15 protein-coding genes are annotated in these 17,405 nt (G+C 45.6%); 9 read left to right on the top strand and 6 right to left on the bottom strand.

Going from position 1 to position 17,405, the window contains the following annotated elements; all coding sequences use genetic code 11:
• Positions 1-212 precede the first annotated feature (212 nt).
• Positions 213-1,094 (top strand): Dam family site-specific DNA-(adenine-N6)-methyltransferase, encoded by an 882-nt coding sequence (locus tag MADE_RS02410; protein ID WP_012517014.1) that lies wholly within the window; start codon positions 213-215, stop codon positions 1,092-1,094.
• A 91-nt stretch (positions 1,095-1,185) separates the two neighbouring features.
• Here MADE_RS02410 and MADE_RS02405 read toward each other — a convergent pair whose 3' ends face one another.
• The 3 genes from MADE_RS02405 to MADE_RS02395 form a co-directional block, all read right to left on the bottom strand.
• Positions 1,186-1,386, bottom strand: coding sequence for a DUF2970 domain-containing protein (locus tag MADE_RS02405; protein WP_012517013.1), 201 nt, complete (start codon positions 1,384-1,386; stop codon positions 1,186-1,188).
• 8 nt (positions 1,387-1,394) lie between these two features.
• Positions 1,395-1,703: a hypothetical protein gene (locus tag MADE_RS02400; protein ID WP_012517012.1), complete on the bottom strand. Its 309-nt coding sequence runs from the start codon at positions 1,701-1,703 to the stop codon at positions 1,395-1,397.
• A 170-nt stretch (positions 1,704-1,873) separates the two neighbouring features.
• Positions 1,874-2,695 (bottom strand): TorF family putative porin, encoded by an 822-nt coding sequence (locus MADE_RS02395; protein WP_012517011.1) that lies wholly within the window; start codon positions 2,693-2,695, stop codon positions 1,874-1,876.
• Between the two features lie 306 nt (positions 2,696-3,001).
• On the opposite strand from MADE_RS02395, the gene rpe reads away from it, so the two are divergent.
• From rpe to MADE_RS02355, 8 genes are all read left to right on the top strand, one after another.
• Positions 3,002-3,679, top strand: coding sequence for a ribulose-phosphate 3-epimerase (gene rpe / locus MADE_RS02390; protein WP_012517010.1), 678 nt, complete (start codon positions 3,002-3,004; stop codon positions 3,677-3,679).
• A 65-nt stretch (positions 3,680-3,744) separates the two neighbouring features.
• Positions 3,745-4,752 carry a tryptophan--tRNA ligase gene (gene trpS, locus MADE_RS02385; protein ID WP_012517009.1) on the top strand — a complete coding sequence of 336 codons (1,008 nt, stop codon included), beginning with the start codon at positions 3,745-3,747 and terminating at the stop codon, positions 4,750-4,752.
• Between the two features lie 99 nt (positions 4,753-4,851).
• The gene (locus MADE_RS02380) at positions 4,852-5,436 is read left to right on the top strand and encodes an anthranilate synthase component II (protein WP_012517008.1); all 585 of its coding nucleotides are present in this window, start codon (positions 4,852-4,854) and stop codon (positions 5,434-5,436) included.
• A gap of 294 nt (positions 5,437-5,730) precedes the next feature.
• Complete coding sequence (locus MADE_RS02375) at positions 5,731-6,897, top strand: HDOD domain-containing protein (protein ID WP_020742755.1); 1,167 nt, start codon at positions 5,731-5,733, stop codon at positions 6,895-6,897.
• Positions 6,898-7,363: 466 nt separating this feature from the next.
• A complete protein-coding gene (locus MADE_RS02370) occupies positions 7,364-8,572 on the top strand; it encodes an aspartate aminotransferase family protein (protein WP_012517006.1) in 1,209 nt (402 codons plus the stop codon).
• A gap of 20 nt (positions 8,573-8,592) precedes the next feature.
• Entirely contained in the window at positions 8,593-9,630 is a 1,038-nt protein-coding gene (gene astA / locus MADE_RS02365; RefSeq protein ID WP_012517005.1) for an arginine N-succinyltransferase, read from the top strand.
• Positions 9,631-9,643: 13 nt separating this feature from the next.
• Positions 9,644-11,113: a succinylglutamate-semialdehyde dehydrogenase gene (gene astD / locus MADE_RS02360; RefSeq protein WP_012517004.1), complete on the top strand. Its 1,470-nt coding sequence runs from the start codon at positions 9,644-9,646 to the stop codon at positions 11,111-11,113.
• A 115-nt stretch (positions 11,114-11,228) separates the two neighbouring features.
• Complete coding sequence (locus MADE_RS02355) at positions 11,229-12,035, top strand: DUF1338 domain-containing protein (RefSeq protein WP_012517003.1); 807 nt, start codon at positions 11,229-11,231, stop codon at positions 12,033-12,035.
• A gap of 120 nt (positions 12,036-12,155) precedes the next feature.
• On the opposite strand, the gene MADE_RS02350 is transcribed toward MADE_RS02355, so the two are convergent.
• From MADE_RS02350 to parC, 3 genes are all read right to left on the bottom strand, one after another.
• A complete protein-coding gene (locus MADE_RS02350) occupies positions 12,156-14,318 on the bottom strand; it encodes a putative bifunctional diguanylate cyclase/phosphodiesterase (protein ID WP_012517002.1) in 2,163 nt (720 codons plus the stop codon).
• A 9-nt stretch (positions 14,319-14,327) separates the two neighbouring features.
• Complete coding sequence (locus tag MADE_RS02345) at positions 14,328-14,867, bottom strand: heme NO-binding domain-containing protein (protein ID WP_012517001.1); 540 nt, start codon at positions 14,865-14,867, stop codon at positions 14,328-14,330.
• A 63-nt stretch (positions 14,868-14,930) separates the two neighbouring features.
• Complete coding sequence (gene parC / locus MADE_RS02340) at positions 14,931-17,216, bottom strand: DNA topoisomerase IV subunit A (protein WP_012517000.1); 2,286 nt, start codon at positions 17,214-17,216, stop codon at positions 14,931-14,933.
• Positions 17,217-17,405: the final 189 nt, after the last annotated feature.

Raw genomic sequence — 17,405 nt, 5'->3', positions numbered from 1 at the left:
GGATAGCCATATTATTTCCAGTAAACGAGCAAAATTCCCTTCTTGCTGCACTTGTTGGTTGTCCGTTTTACTGATGAAAGTTACAATCTACCTTTAGCGTGGTGATATCTGATACTGATCAGCATAAAAGTATAAAGACGACCCTTTCCCTTGGAACGGCGGCGCAAGGAAAAACCACCGTCTTCATTCCGTCTAGGTAGTAACGTTTAAGCATGATGCAGAAGAAAAACCGGGCTTTTTTAAAATGGGCCGGTGGCAAATACAGCTTGGTTGAGCATATTCAGGCCAGATTACCGCAAGCTAACAAACTTATAGAACCGTTTGTTGGTGCAGGCTCTGTGTTTTTGAATACGCAATACAAGCGCTACCTACTTAATGACATCAACCCCGATCTTATTAACTTATACAACTTCCTAAAAGCCCAGCCAGACGCGCTTATCAATGACGCTCGCTCGTTTTTCGATGGTAAACGCAACGAAGAGAAAATGTACTACGCGTTACGCGAAGAATTCAATGCTACCGAAGACGAGTATTATCGAGCTATCCTCTTTTTATATTTAAACCGTCATGGCTACAACGGTTTGTGTCGCTATAGCCTTCAAGGTCGTTTTAATGTGCCGTTTGGCCGTTACAAAAAGCCCTACTTTCCAGAAGACGAAATGTTTGTGTTTTCTGAAAAATCACAAAAAGCCACTTTCACCTGTCTACCGTTTGAGAAGGTTTTTTCAAGGGCTAGGCGAGGCAATGTTATTTATTGCGATCCACCCTACGCACCTATCAGTAAAACGGCTGCCTTTACTAGCTATGCAGCCCGTAGTTTTGGGCAAGAGTCTCAAGAAAAACTGGCAGAATTGGCCACCCGAGCATCTAAAAAGCGCGGAATTCCGGTATTAATATCGAACCACGATTTACCGCTAACCCGAGCCCTATACCAAGGTGCGGATTTCAGTATGCTGTCAGTAAAGCGGTCTATTAGTCAAAATGGTGCAAAGCGTCAACCGGTTGATGAAATACTCGCTTATTTTCCACCTGCGAAAGTTGTTGCCAAGCGAAAAGCTCGTAAGAAAAAAGCAGTGCAACGGCCTTCGGATTGAAGGCAATAATACGACAACAGAATAAATATTGGCGCCTTCGGTTTAGTTATATGATGTTTTAAGCTTAGCCTTCAGGGAAGACGCAAAGGAATTAGCCGCCGTAGCCTGTATACCACTTTACGAACATAAATAGTGACACAACAAATAGCGCTACCAAAATTACCCCAATAACAGCAAAGCTGATAAAAGTGCCTTTAGTAAAGTCGCGTTCATAGTTTTTGTGGCTTTGAACACCGAACAGACTTGCGACTACACTACCTAGAACAGACCAGAAACCAGTACCAGATGGCATAGTGTCCCCTACGCGTCGTTCGAAGGAGAGGTGAAATCTCGATTACCATCGTCGCTGTGCAGCAACTCCAGTAAATCTAAAAAGTGAAACTGAAAGGATGGCGATTTACCCGCGATCCAAGATAGCCAGCTAACTTCCTCTACACCGTCTTGGTATCGAGCACATTGATTTTGAATGTGGCTGGCTGGTAGCTTAGGGTTAAATTCGGTGACGGGTTGGTATTCACATACCGACGAGTGTGAGCTTGGCGGATTCGTGACTGCTACGCTAACTAGCGCTACAGCTGCAGATATCGCAAAAAATGGGAGAACTTTCATCCTGAATACTCCTTACACTCGTTTAAAAATTAATCTCATTATAATCAAAAGCAGGTTACTAACAAGTTAAAAATGCGTTGCCTTTAAAAATGAAAAGCCTAATGAACTGACATTAGGCTTTTACTACTCAACGTTTTGTTAAAGGCTATCTAATAGCCTTTGAACAAGTCTTACAGCTGGAAGTCGACTGAGTAAGCTACAGTGAATTTAACTGCATCGTTATCAAACTCATCATCGCCGCCCATATCATCTAGGTCGGTCCCTGTAATTGCAAAGCTAAAGCCATCTTTCGCGATTGATACGCCGTAGTCTACATAACCTTCAACACCGTTAAACGCTTCCGCAAAGTCACCTTCGTGATAACCAACGTGGAAACCAAGTTCGGTGCCATTTAGAATTTCCATGCCGTAGTCAAGAGACGTATAAGATGCTTGAGCAAATCCAAAATCTTGGCCTTCACCTTCATCAGCTTCGGTGTGTGCTAATAAGTAAACCGTTAGGCTTAAGCCGCCCATACCTACTGAGCCATAAACTTCAGCGAAGTCAAAGTTCGCTTCATCATCGTAGTTGTAATAAAGGTAACCAAAGTCGTAAGCAATGCCGTCAGACTCGCCAGAAAAACCAAAGTACATGTCGTGCTCATATGAATATACATCGCCTGCACCATAGTTCACGTTAGATGCCCACGTACCCGCATAAAAACCACTTTCGTGTGCGTAGTCGATACCGCCCTGAACAGCAGCTTCGTTAGTAGTTTGTGTTAGACCACGCCAAATGTAGTTGCTGGTCGCGCTTGCATTGGCAGTAAATTCACCTTCTGCATAGCTAGGCATGGCTGTTAACAGACACGCTGAAGAAATTGCAGCGGCAAGGATTGTTCTTTTTGTAGATGTTTTCATGTGTGTTCTCCAGTCAAAATTCAAACTTGTTATAATTCGTTTTTCTGTCTGTGTTTTCTTTTTTGGACTGATTAACGCAAAGTTGATGCCCATTTATGGTTCACCAAAAAACTTTGCTCAAAAAATTTTAACTCACTGATTTAATTTAATAAATCAACCTACCAAAAAATAGTGCCGTTAAATCCATCGCATTCAACCTGAACAAAAACGCACCAACATAACGCACCATCCCCATTATTGGGCAAGGCATTCTTATACCCTCGTCTATCTATAATTCCAGTGAAATGAACGCTGATTTAGCCTTTGCATAGTAAAGAAGCACGGATTTGGGTAAACTTTCGCAACCCTAAAACGTAAGTGGCAACAAACCCTGTTGTTTTTAGATTTAAAGGACATGAAATGAAACCATTCCTAATTGCCCCATCTATACTTTCTGCTGACTTTGCCCGTCTTGGCGAAGACGTAGACAACGTATTAAAAGCAGGCGCCGATGTGGTGCATTTCGATGTGATGGATAACCACTATGTACCAAACCTTACGTTTGGGCCTATGATTTGTGAAGCGTTGAGAAATTACGGCATTACTGCCCCCATTGATGTGCATCTTATGGTTAAGCCCGTAGACGATTTGATAGAAAAGTTTGCCGACGCTGGCGCTAGCTATATTAGCTTTCACCCAGAAGCGTCTGATCACATAGATCGTTCTTTACAACTCATCATTGATGCCGGCTGTAAACCAGGTCTGGTATTTAACCCAGCCACGCCGCTACATTACCTTGACCACGTCATGGACAAGCTGCACCACATTCTTATTATGTCGGTGAACCCAGGCTTTGGCGGTCAAAAATTTATACCTAGTACCCTAGATAAAGTGCGCGCAGTTAAGCAGCGCGTTTTAGAAAGTGGCTATGATATTCGAATTGAAATTGACGGTGGCGTAAAAGTAGATAATATTCGCGACATAGCCGAAGCGGGTGCGGATATGTTTGTTGCCGGTTCAGCTATTTTTTCTCAACCCGATTACGGCGATGTCATCGAGCAAATGCGCGATGAACTGGCGTCATTATCTAAAGCATAGTTTTTAAAGCTAAACGTTCTCAAACTTAGTTTTAACAGTATTTAACGTATTACAGGTAAAAAGAAATGAGTAATAAACCCGTTGTATTAAGTGGCTGTCAGCCTTCAGGCCAACTTACCCTTGGCAATTACATGGGTGCGCTTAAGCATTGGGTTTCCATGCAAGACGATCACGACTGCTTGTATATGATTGTAGACTTGCATGCCATTACGGTAAGACAAGACCCCAAGCAGCTAGCAGAAGCGTGCTTAGACGGCCTTTCTCTTTACCTTGCGTGTGGTATTGACCCACAAAAAAGCACGCTGTTTTTACAATCCCATGTGCCGGAACACGCTCAGCTCTCATGGGTTCTCAATTGCTATGCTCAAATGGGTGAGCTAAATCGCATGACTCAGTTTAAAGATAAGTCGGCGAAAAACGAAAATAATATCAACGTTGGTTTATATAGCTACCCTGTGCTTCAGGCTGCCGATATTTTGCTTTATCAAGCAGATAAGGTACCAGTAGGTGAAGACCAAAAGCAGCACTTAGAGTTGACCCGCGATATCGCAACCCGCGTGAATAACCTATATGGCGATGTGTTTAAATTGCCTGACCCTTACATCCCAGATTTCGGCGCGCGCATTATGAGCTTGCAAGAGCCGGAAAAGAAGATGTCGAAGTCAGACAATAATCCGAACAACTTTATTGGTCTGTTAGAAGAACCCAAGAAGTTGGCGAAGAAGATTAAGCGCGCGGTAACGGACTCTGACGAGCAAGCCAATATTTATTTCAACCCAACAGAAAAGCCTGGTGTATCTAACTTACTTACCCTGCTTTCTCTTTCTACCGGAAAATCGATTAAAGCGCTTGAACCTGAGTATACCGACAAAATGTACGGCCATCTTAAAGGCGATGTCGCAGACGCCGTCGTCGCGTTACTAGAGCCAATTCAAGCGCGTTATGCCGAAATTCGAGCAGACCGAGCTTACCTTGACGATGTTATGCGTCAGGGTGCGGAAAAAGCGTCTGCTCGCGCTGCAGAAACGCTCGCAAAGGTATACAACGCGGTTGGTTTTATACCTAAGCCATAAGACTACGCTGCCAGTTTGTTATGAAAGCCACGACGGGCAAGTATCACCCTTCGTGGCCATCACTTTCGCCTAACAGGATTACCTAGGAATAGCGCTGCTGTGTTGCTGTTAATTGATAATTTCGATTCATTCACTCATAACCTTGCTCGGTACTTCACAGAACTTGGTGCCAACGTTGAAGTGGTGAGAAACAATGCACTGACTATCGACGACATAGAACGCCTTGCCCCTTCACAGCTTGTTATATCCCCCGGTCCGTGTACACCGAACGAAGCCGGTATAAGCTTATCTGCTATTTCTCATTTCCCCGGTAAACTGCCTATTTTAGGTGTGTGCCTAGGCCATCAGGCTATCGGCCAGGTGTTTGGTGCTGATGTAGTAGGCGCTCAAGAAATAAAACACGGCAAGGTTTCCACGTTAAAGCACAAGCAAACCGGTTTGTTTAAAACGCTTCCCAAAGCCTTTAACGTTACCCGCTACCACTCACTTGTGTTAAACCCAACAACAATGCCTCGTTCTCTTCAGGTTGACGCATGGTGCGAGACCGCACAAGGTAGGAAAGAGATCATGGCTATTTCGCATACCCAACACCCCATATGGGGGGTACAGTATCATCCCGAATCACTGCTCACTGAACATGGTCACAGTGTGCTAGACGCTTTTTTGCGCTTCAAAATGCCTTAAGTTAATTCAACTACTGCCGATACGTTTTAGTAGTGTAAAAGCTGACGCTTTAAAGGCAGTATTTCTCGCAATTCACTGATTTTTCGTTTAACTTTCATAAGTCCATTTAGTGTTGGCACGCTAAATAGTGGTTATGTATCAACGGGGAAGCGCTATATCAGGGTTGATGAAAAATTATGTCGTTCGAAAAGCCGTAGCTGTTATTTATTCCATTGCAGAACGAACGTTATAAGGCCCCTGATGTACGATAATATTGCCGTTCAACAAAAAGTTATGAGCAGGAGTGCTTTTAATATGACAATGGGGGCAACCACACCGCCCACAATCGACGAACGATTCGAGAACATGCTTATTTCTCCAGAACGCGTGCTCGAAATGCTAGGAAGGCGTCGAGTTGGTGAAGTGAGCTTCGAACAATCTGAACAAGGTGACGCTCGTCGGCTACTGCTGAATGTTGAGAAAGTGGCGATTGAGAATAAGCGCCTGCAAGAAAAAACGGAAGCAACCTATCAAGAGTCGGTAAGCCATCAACTTCACGAGATACTTTTCGAAGAGTTGACCGAGCAACTCAGCTATACCGACGAACTTGTACAAAACGTACTTAATTTACCAGAAAACATCGGCGAATTGCTTGATGCGCTCTCAGTAAGGGCGTGTTCTGTCTCTAAATTAGAGCCCATCGCCGCTACCATGCCGTGGCTTTACGATGAGCTTATCGTTGTCGTTAATACCCCCCAATTTAGACGTAAAGACTCTCGCGGTCGCATTATCGTTGTTGAAACGCTGAGAACGGCGCTTAGCTTTTTAGGTATAGAAAACTTACGCACCTTAATCCCTTCGCTAATTTTAAAGCGCGCTATGCCGCAAATTACCGACCCCTATCCGTTAATCAAGCAAAAGCTTACACGCTATTCGACGGGTGTAGCCATGACAACAAAGCGCTTAGGGATTATCAATGACATTAACAAAAATACCGCCTATACGTTGGGTATGCTAAGTAACTTAGGGCGCTGTGCAGTAACACGGCTTTACTTCAAACTGTTTGATAAAATTCAGCTTCACCTGCTAAAAGAGTGTCAAAAAGACAAGGAGCAAAAGCGACATGAAGCCTTACTTAAAATAACTCCCTCAGCAAATCATCTTATTGCTATGCAACAAGAGTTTGCCGATGCAGTAAGTGCCGACATCATGGAATGGATGAATTTGAAACGGCTGCCTATAGCATCGCCTATGCGGGATTGTGCGAACAAGATACCGGCTGAAAGTGGTAGCCTGTGCAAAGTACTTCATCAGGCTCGCTCTTATACACAAGTTCGGATGTTACACCAATTGAAACTGGTTGAGATGAAAGATGTAAAGCCTCTTTTTGTAGAACAAAAGTACCCTCAAGGGGCCCTTGAGAAACTTAAAACTATCGATATTTTTACTCTTCCATTAGTTAAAAACGAAGACAGTCATTAAAAATTTAGTGGATATTCATGCACTCGTTATGCAATGTGCAACATGAAATTCACTTATCCTCTAGAAAACGGGCTTTCCTTACGGCTTTGCCCGCCAACCTCAGTATAGACATGCGTGTTTGGACGATACTTTTTTCAACAATTTACTCGCGCAGCAATGCTGCTATAGCCAGCGTATAACCGTTTTCCAAGCAGAAAACTCGATTATTACTAAATGATATAGCCCAGTAGTTAATAGTTATTCACTTTTCCTGCAAATTAAGCCACAGTCCTTATAAATAAAGGGCTGCAGCCTTTTAGGAAGAAGACAAATGTTAAAAAAAATGGCATACTGTAAACCAAATCCGATTAGTTTTTATGCGCTAAAATAATGTTGCGTGCTTAAGAGTGGGAAGAAATTCTCTTCCAATGCTTTACGAACATGAACACAAAAAAGTGGTTTAGCGCCCAATGCAGAGGTAACAAAGATGAACGTAACTCGCGCTACATTTGATGATGTAATGGTTCCTAACTATAACCCAGCAGGTATGGTACCTGTTCGAGGTGAAGGTTCACGCGTATGGGATCAAGAGGGTGCTGAGTACATCGACTTTGCAGGCGGTATCGCAGTAAATGTTTTAGGCCACTGCCATCCTGAGCTAGTTAAAGCACTAAATGAACAAGGCAGCAAGCTTTGGCATTTAAGTAATGTATTTACCAACGAACCCGCGCTTCGCCTTGCTAAAAAGCTTAACGATGCCACCTTTTCCGACAAAGTTTATTTTGCGAACTCAGGTGCAGAAGCTAATGAGGCGGCGCTAAAATTAGCTCGTCGCTGGGCGCTAGACAAGCACGGCGAAGATAAGAACCAAATCATTGCGTTTAATAAAGGTTTCCACGGCCGTACGTTCTTTACCGTAACGGTTGGGGGTCAAGCGGCTTACTCTGATGGTTTTGGCCCTAAGCCGGGCGCAGTTGACCATTGTGATTACAACGACCTCGCTGCATTTGAAGCACTTATCTCTGACAAAACCTGTGCGGTAATGATGGAGCCATTGCAAGGCGAAGGCGGCATCATTCCACCAGACGCTGACTTTGTAAAAGGGGTTCGCGAGCTATGCGACAAGCACAACGCGCTACTTATATTTGATGAAGTCCAGTCAGGCGTTGGTCGTACTGGCCACCTGTATGCTTACATGGGTCTTGGCGTAACACCGGATATCCTTACCACAGCAAAATCGTTAGGCGGCGGCTTTCCAATTGGTGCCATGCTAACTACAAATGATATTGCCGCACACCTTAAACCAGGCACTCACGGCAGTACGTACGGCGGAAACCCATTGGCCTGTGCGGTTGCGGAAAAAGCATTAGATATCGTTAATCAGCCAGAAGTACTTGAAGGTGTACTTAAAAAAGAAGCGCTTTTCCGTGAGCTTTTAGGTGCGATTAACGAAAAATACAACGTATTTGAAGAAGTTCGTGGTCAAGGCATGCTGCTAGGCTGTGCACTAAATGAAAAATACCAAGGTCGCGCCCGTGACTTCATGATGGCAGCAACGAAAGAAAACCTAATGTGCTTGGTTGCCGGTATGAACGTGATTCGTTTTGCGCCTTCATTGGTTATCCCTGATGAAGACATTAAAGAAGGTTTAGCACGTTTTGAGCGCGCCGTTGCCGCCGTTGTAAACGCCGAATAATTACAACACGAGTAGCGAACATGAATATCATTCGCCCTATTACAAAGGCCGACTATAACGCGCTGAAAGAAATTGCCGTTGAATCGGGTATTGGCTTTACGTCACTGCCCGTTAACGACGAGTTACTACAGCGCAAAATTGATCGTGCAGAAACTGCGTTTAACAAACCTAACGTAACCGAGCCTGGCGATGAGTCATACTTGTTTGTAATGGAAGATACCACTTCCGGTACGGTTGTGGGCACGACAGGTATTGAAGCTGCAGTTGGTATTGACGATGCTTTCTATCACTACCATTTAAGTAAAGTAGTGCATGCTTCTCGCGAGCTAAACATTCACAATACGGTAGACATTTTAACGTTTTGTAATGACTACACCGGTGTCACTGAAATCTGCACCCTCTTTCTTCGTGAGCAAGCGCGAGGCGGTATTAACGGCCGCTTCCTGTCTAAAGTTCGCTTCTTGTTTATGATGGAACATCGCGAGCGCTTTTCAGAAACCGTGATTGCCGAAATGCGTGGTGTAAGTGACGAAGAAGGCCGTTCACCGTTTTGGGAATGGCTAGAGACCCACTTCTTCTCTATGGACTTTCCAACGGCCGACTACCTCACGGGTATTGGCAACAAGGTGTTCATTGCTGAACTTATGCCTAAATACCCGATTTACGTAAATTTACTGAGTAAAGAAGCTCAAGAAGTGATTGGCGAGGTACACGAAAAAACCCGCCCAGCCCTTCAGCTATTAGAGGAAGAGGGCTTTTCTTGCCGCGGTTACGTAGATATTTTCGACGCAGGCCCCACGGTTGAAGCGAACCTAAGCCATATTCGCACTGCACAGTCGAGTGTAAAACTACCGGTTTTCATTGACGACAACGCAGCTGCGTTAGGGCAAACGCACTACATTATTAACACATCTATATCTGATTTCCGTGCAGTAGCCACCGAAATGACGGTAAGCGAAGAGAAGCAGGTTGCCGTGCTTTCTCGCCAGGCCGCTGCTGCACTGAATGTGAAAGAGGGTGAACACGTACGCTTTGCCCCTGTCACCTACAGAGACTAAAAGGACACCCACTATGCTACATACACATTTTATAAACGGTGAATGGGTTGCCGGACAAGGTCACGACCTAACCTCAGTTGACCCAGCCAAAAATGAAATTATTTGGGAAGGCAAGTCTGCCACAGCAGAGCAAATCGACGACGCGATTAGCGCTGCCCGTGCTGCACTTCCAGCGTGGAGCATGAAGACGGTTGAAGCGCGTCTTGAAATTATTAAGATTTACGGCGCTAAGCTTGAAGAAGCAAAAGCTCACCTTGCCAAAGTAATGGCAAAAGAAACCGGTAAACCTGAGTGGGAGACGGCCACGGAAGTGGGCGCCATGATGGGCAAAATCGGTATTTCTGAGAAGGCCTACTTTGAGCGCACCGGCAATGTTGAAAACCCAATGCCAGTAGGTAAAGCCTTTATTCGCCACAAACCTCACGGCGTGGTAGCGGTATTCGGCCCCTACAATTTCCCGGGTCACCTTCCTAATGGACACATTGTTCCTGCTCTTATCGCGGGTAACACGGTTGTGTTTAAACCAAGCGATTTAACGCCCATGGTTGCACAAGAAATGGTGAAACTGTGGGATGCGGCAGGCCTTCCGGCCGGTGTACTTAATCTTGTCCAAGGTGAAGTGGAAACGGGTAAAGCCCTGGCTTCGCACAATGACATTGACGGTTTGTTCTTTACCGGAAGTTCGCATACAGGAAGGATCTTACACGAACAGTTCGCTGGCCACCCAGGTAAAATCTTGGCCCTTGAAATGGGCGGTAACAACCCGTTAATCGTAAAAGACGTAGCCGATGTTGATGCTGCGGTACACGACATCGTTCAGTCTGCTTTCATCACGTCAGGTCAGCGCTGCACGTGTGCGCGCCGCTTGTTCTTGCCAGCCGACGCCAAAGGCGACGAGATCCTTGCTCGCCTTATCGAAGTAACCAAAAATATCAAAGTTGGCGATTACGATGCTGAAGATCAGCCATTTATGGGTGCAATGATTTCAAGTAGTGCTGCAGCTCTCATGGTGAAAGCACAGCAAGAACTTGAAAGCTTAGGCGGTAAAGTATTGGTACGTCTTGAGCAGCAAGACGAAAGCAAAGGCTTTGCTACGCCGGGTATTATCGATGTAACTGACATGCTTGCTTCACTGCCTGACGAAGAACACTTTGGTCCGCTATTAAAAGTCATTCGCTATACTAGCTTTGATGACGCGATTGCAGAAGCCAATAACACCAGTTTTGGTTTGTCGGCAGGTCTTTTAGGTGACAGTGAAGAAGATTACCGTTATTTCTTTGCGCGTATCCGCGCGGGCATCGTAAACTGGAACAGACCTATTACCGGCGCAAGCAGTGCCGCACCGTTTGGCGGCGTAGGCGACAGTGGCAATCACAGAGCCAGCGCGTTTTATGCAGCAGATTACTGCGCATACCCCGTAGCTTCGGTCGAGCTTGATAAAGTCACTATGCCAGGCAAGTTAAGCCCAGGTTTATCAATGTAAGCCTAGCTTCACGTTATCTAAAAAGGCCGAAGCACCGTGCGCTTCGGCCATTTTCGCACCTAGCTTATACGAACTATTCCTTAAAATAGTTAACGACAGAAAGGACCCTACTACCATGCATAGCAACATAGATACGTTGTTCAGCAATATGTGGGACGATTACGTAACAATCACTCCCTCAGCACATAAAATACATGCCCTATTAGCCGGTGAAGAAAACACGAACGATATCGTTAACGACCACGTTGCTTTTAGAACATTTGCCCTTGATAAAACTCGCTTAGATAAGCTTGCAGCACATTTCTTAGCTTTGGGATATGAAGCGAAAGGCGACTACAACTTTGAAGCCAAAAAGCTCACAGCCAAACATTTTGAGCACCCCGACGATACCAAGCCCAAAGTGTTTATTAGTGAACTTCGCGTTGATGAGCTTTCAGACCAAGCGCAAGCCATTATCAAAAAGCTTGTAGAGCAAATGCCAGATTCAATGGTAAAGGCCGACAACTTCCTGTATTCAGGGAAGCACTGGGAGGTCTCTAAAGCTGAGTACGACACGCTGTTAAATGAGTCAGAATATGCGGCGTGGATGGCAGCTTGGGGCTTTCGTGCTAACCATTTTACGGTAAGCGTAAACTACTTAACCCGCACTAATGAGCTTGCTGATGTGAACACCCTGCTTAAAGAAGCCGGATTTGTACTTAACACATCGGGCGGTGAAATTAAGGGGGGACCAGAGGTTTATCTTGCTCAGTCTTCGACAATGGCCGACCGCGCAGACGTCGCTTTTAGCGATGAGACTGTGGCTATCCCAAGCTGTTTCTACGAATTTGCCCAGCGCTATGAAATGCCTGACGGTAAACTTTATACTGGTTTTGTTGCCGCATCGGCGGATAAAATCTTTGAAAGTACGAATGCGAAATAGCATAAACCACGGGTGGTGAAAAAAGCCCATTGTTGGGCTTTTTTTGTATTCGCTGACCCATCCTAAATAGCGATGACACATTCCAACATAATTTAGAGAGTGAGTTGTCGCGGCTTGGTACTAACGGTTAGGCTCCGATGTATGCCTAGCAAGAAACTGGTCGTAAGGCATAGGTTTATCAAAGTAAAAGCCCTGCATAAGCTGAATATCCGCTTGTTGCATAAAAGGTAAGTAAGACTCTAATTCAACACCTTCAGCGACAACCTCTATTTGCAGGCTTTTTAACATGGCAATTAGGCCATTAAACAGTGCATTGGCTTTGCTATCTAGGTGTATGCCTTGAATCAAGCTTTTATCCACTTTGACCACTTCAAACTGAAAGCTGCGCAAATAGCTAAGCGATGAAAAACCACTACCAAAGTCGTCTAAGGAGAGCCTAAAGCCATTTTCCTTTAGCGTATTTAACGCCCTAAGCGCCGCTTTTTCATCCCGAATAAATACCGACTCTGTCAATTCCAACTCGATATATTCAGGGGAGACACTGTTGTTCATACAAATCTTTAGCGCCTGCTGCGGAAAGTTCGGATCAAGCATTTGGTTGGCGCTAATATTCACCGACAGCGGTATTGACTCACCTTGCTGCGACTCCATAATAGAAATGTAATCACATGCCGCCTCTAAAGCCTGTAGACCAATAGCACTGTCGAGCTTTTGCTCTTCAGCTATGGGAATGAATACAGCTGGCGAAACCACGCCGTGCAACCCCGATATCCAACGGCACAATACCTCGCCCCCTTTTAACTCTCCGTTTAGGTCGTATTTGCCTTGAATATAAAAATCGAGTAGATGGTTTTCTACGGTTCTGCGTAAATCATTCACCATACTCACTTGCTGAGTCATGCTTTCATAAAGCCCAGGCTCGTAGATGAAAGCTTGCCCTTTCCCTAGCTCTTTTGCGCGATACATCGCTGCATCTGCACATTGTATCAAGCCTTCTATGCTGTCGCTGTGCGCGGGAAAGTCGGCAATGCCGATACTGGCCGATAACCTTAGCTCTGAAGATTTAACGCTAATCACGTCTTCTTCGATGTGGTGAATAAGCTGCTGAGATTTTTCAGCTATTTTCTCACATGTTTGCGAAGGAAGTACCGCTATAAACTCATCGCCCCCCCACCTTCCGACTTCACCGATTGGCCCGAACATGGCGGTAAGCTGTGCGCCGACCCGCTGTAGCTCGATATCGCCTCTTTCATGCCCTGCGTTATCATTAATCGCTTTAAAGCCGTCTAAATCGATAAATACTAAAACGAAAGGTTTTTTGCTCTCTACTAAGCCAGTAATAGATTCCCGTAAAAAGTTTCGATTTGATAACCCAGTCAACTCATCGTGAAGAGCGAGCTGCCGTAGTCTGGCCTCGTTGCGTTTGCGATCGCTGATATCGCGCATAGTAGCTATGAGATAAGAAGTTTGCTGATAGGTCTCAAATAGCGCCACCGAAATATCAACGACTCTGATTTCTCCGCTTTGTGTCTTAATTTTAGACTCGAAACGCACTTGCTTATCCGAAGCTAACTGCGCTTTATCGACTTTTTCGGTAATAAATATATGGTTAAAATCTAGACCAACCCATTGGTCTTTCACCATCGCGCCAATTAACTGAATGAAAGCATCGTTACACTCGGTAATAACAAGGTCAGGCGAAAGCACCAGCATAGGTTCTCGCGAACTAGCAAAAGCCGATGCCATCAAATGAAAGGATTGCTCAGCCTTGCGCTGTTGCGTGATATCTTTTGTCGTACCAACTATGTGCAATGCTTCGCCGGCGTTTCCACGTTCTAAAACACGCCCACGCAACCTTACCCACTGGAAGTCTTCATCTAGCTTTAGGCGAAAAGAGAACTCTATACGATCGCGCTTACCGTGTAATGCCATACTCCAGTGGAACTGAAGCCCTTCTATGTCGTCTTCATGCACACGTTCTAATAATTGAATTAACGTACCAGACCATGTTGATACACTCTCAGAATGAAGAGAAAACGAGCGTATCTCCATCCTATCGCATTGCGCTTTCCAGCTCCAAAACGACTCCTGAGAAGCCCAAAGCGCTAGCTCAAGATCCTTTTGTGCATTTTGACTTTGCTTAAGCGTTTCGTACAAGCTTTCCATTTTCTCTACGAGTAACGCTTCCGCCTGCTCTCTTGCTGCGCGCTCCCGTTTCAATCGCCGTTCAAGCAATGCGGCGTGATCGTTTGAAGGCGTGCTGGAGGACGTATCATCAGCCATTGATCACTCCTATGAAACGAGAGAAATACTAAATTCGTAAGTATGTGGCGTATCAAGTTGGTGCGTTTCCCGCTCTAGCTTGCAGTTGTAGTGCGCGGCTGCGGCGTCCATCAAACCTTCAGCTAAGGGGTATAACTCTCTTTCTGAATAGTACTGTAATCGCATAGCGGTATCGGTGCGAGAGAGTACTTTAAACCGGGGTAAGTCGGCATCGGGATAGAGTTTTTTGACTTGAACATGAATATCCCCGTCAAGGTGCATCAGCATATCTAGCATGCCATTCGTATTTGCTAACACATCTGAGTGAACTGCAGCAAGCTTGCCGAACAGGTAATAGCCGAAATCGTATAAAAGTTCATTAGCAGACTTACCCGTTTTTTCCACCAGCACGCCAAGTAAGCGTTGCATTTCTTCAAACGGGTAGTAGCCCACTGCAGTATAAGCGCCGTCGTTTTCTAACTCAGCTTCCATGATGACATCGTCAGCGAACTCAGGAGATACTTTTTCCTCGAGCATATCGATTAACGACGTAAAAACTATGCCTAGCATGTAAAATCCTCATTTAATCCTTAATTGAGTGTAGTTCACCTAAGCATAAGAACAACTTAAACTTTATGCCAAAACTTCGGGCGCCTCGTCCTTGTCAGCGACAACCACTTCTACGGTATCAACCCGCTGAAGCCCCCGAGGTAGTTTATTCCCTCTTCTACCCCTTTCCCCCTGATAATGGGTCAGGTCTTCAGCGCTTAACGTCATATTTCGTTTACCCGCACCTACTTTTATGGCCGTCCCATCCGGAACTACAGTGAGTATTTTGACGTATTCTTCTCGCGACTGTGACTTCGCCGATGGAATATTAATAAGCTTGTTACCCTTACCCTTGCCTAAGCTTGGTAAATCACGCAGTGGGAACATCAGCATGCGCCCTTCATTTGAAATACTTAAGCACCAGTCGGTATCAGGGTTAGTCACGGGGGTGGGCTTCATGACTTTTGCCGCTGTGGGTAGCGATAGGTAAGCTTTACCCGCTTTGTTTTTACTCACCATATCTTTAAACGTTCCAACAAAGCCATAGCCAGCGTCGGAACCTACCAGAAACTTACTGTCGTCTTGTGCCATAATGGCATGCTGGAAGGACTCACCGCCGACAATACTAAAGCGCCCCGTTAGTGGCTCCCCTTGGCTGCGCGCCGATGGCAGCCCATGTGCATCACACGAGAAGGTGCGCCCCGAGCTATCCATAAATACCGCGGGCTGATTACTCTTGCCTTCTGCGCTAGATAAATAACCGTCACCGGCTTTATAACTCAAACCCTCTGCGTCAATATCGTGCCCTTTCGCGCAGCGTGCCCAGCCTTTTTCTGAAAGCACAACGGTAACCGATTCAGCCGGCACCAGCTCCTTTTCAGACAAAGCTTTCGCTTCACCGCGTTCCACAATAGGCGATCGCCTATCATCACCATACTTTTCAGCGTCAGCGAGAATTTCTTTTTTAATGAGTGTTTTAAGACGGCGGTCTGAACCTAGCAATTGCTGAAGCTTATCCCGCTCTGCGGCAAGCTCATCCTGCTCACCTTTAATTTTCATTTCTTCTAGTTTGGCTAAATGGCGAAGCTTTAACTCAAGGATAGCCTCAGCTTGTTTATCGCTCAGCCCAAAGCGAGACATTAACTCTGGCTTGGGCTTGTCATAGGTTCGAATGATTTCGATAACTTCATCGATATTCAAAAACGCAATTAACAAACCTTCAAGGATGTGAAGTCTAGCCAGTACTTTATCGAGGCGGTATTGCAAGCGGCGCGTTACGGTATCTTTTCTGTACTGAAGCCACTCTGTCAAAATGGTGCGCAAATCTTTAACCTGAGGGCGACCATCTAGCCCTATCATGTTCAGATTTACCCGATAATTTTTCTCAAGGTCGGTTGTAGCGAATAAATGCTGCATTAGCTGGGTCACATCAACGCGATTTGAACGAGGCGTGATAACCAATCGAGTTGGGTTTTCGTGGTCAGATTCATCGCGAAGGTCGCTGACCATAGGCAGCTTTTTAGCCTGCATTTGGGCAGCTATTTGTTCGAGAATTTTTGCGCCCGAGGCTTGGTGCGGTAGTGCTGTAATTACCACGTCACCGCTTTCCTCGCTATATACAGCGCGCATTTTAATAGAGCCTCTACCCGTCTCATAAAGCTTTTGTATATCAGCCTTCGGCGTAATGATTTCCGCTTCAGTTGGGTAGTCTGGCCCGTTTACATGCGCAAGGACATCGCTTAATTCGGCTTTACTATTGTCCAACAGCATTGCGCAGGCATTAGCTAACTCTCTAACGTTATGCGGCGGAATATCTGTCGCCATACCTACCGCAATCCCCGTTACCCCATTTAACAAAATGTGGGGGAGACGAGCAGGCAAAACGCTTGGCTCTTCTAATGTACCGTCGAAATTAGGTACCCAGTCGACCGTGCCTTGGCCTAGTTCGTTTAACAAGACTTCGGCGAAACGAGATAGCTTGGCTTCGGTATAACGCATGGCAGCAAAGGATTTAGGGTCGTCTGGTGCCCCCCAGTTCCCTTGGCCATCCACCAGCGGATAGCGATACGAAAAGGGCTGCGCCATAAGCACCATAGCTTCATAGCACGCCGAGTCGCCGTGAGGGTGGAACTTACCTAATACATCACCGACGGTTCTGGCCGACTTCTTATATTTGGCGCTTGCGTTTAAGCCAAGATCAGACATGGCATAAATGATGCGGCGCTGAACGGGCTTTAAACCGTCAGAAATATGCGGCAGGGCCCGGTCCATGATGACGTACATGGAATAGTTAAGATAAGCGTCTTCGGTGAAGCGTCGAAGAGGAAGTTGCTCTACCCCATCGCGATTAATGATGATCTCGTCACTCATGATAATTTTTTCGTTTTGTTATTAATACCAATGCGCTCGTGATAATACGGCGGTCTTCCACGCGTTGTTAGCGCACCACTAGGTGAAAGCACGGAAGCGTTAAATGCTATTGTGGGGTAAAGCGCAATGGTGTGCAATCTTTCAAACCAAATGTCGCGGCTTTGGCTGAGTATATTTACCCCAATTTAC

It is taken from the genome of Alteromonas mediterranea DE, assembly GCF_000020585.3.
GTDB lineage: Bacteria > Pseudomonadota > Gammaproteobacteria > Enterobacterales > Alteromonadaceae > Alteromonas > Alteromonas mediterranea.
The sequence above is the reverse complement of the archived record's forward strand: the minus strand, read 5'-3'. Positions and strand labels throughout refer to the sequence as shown.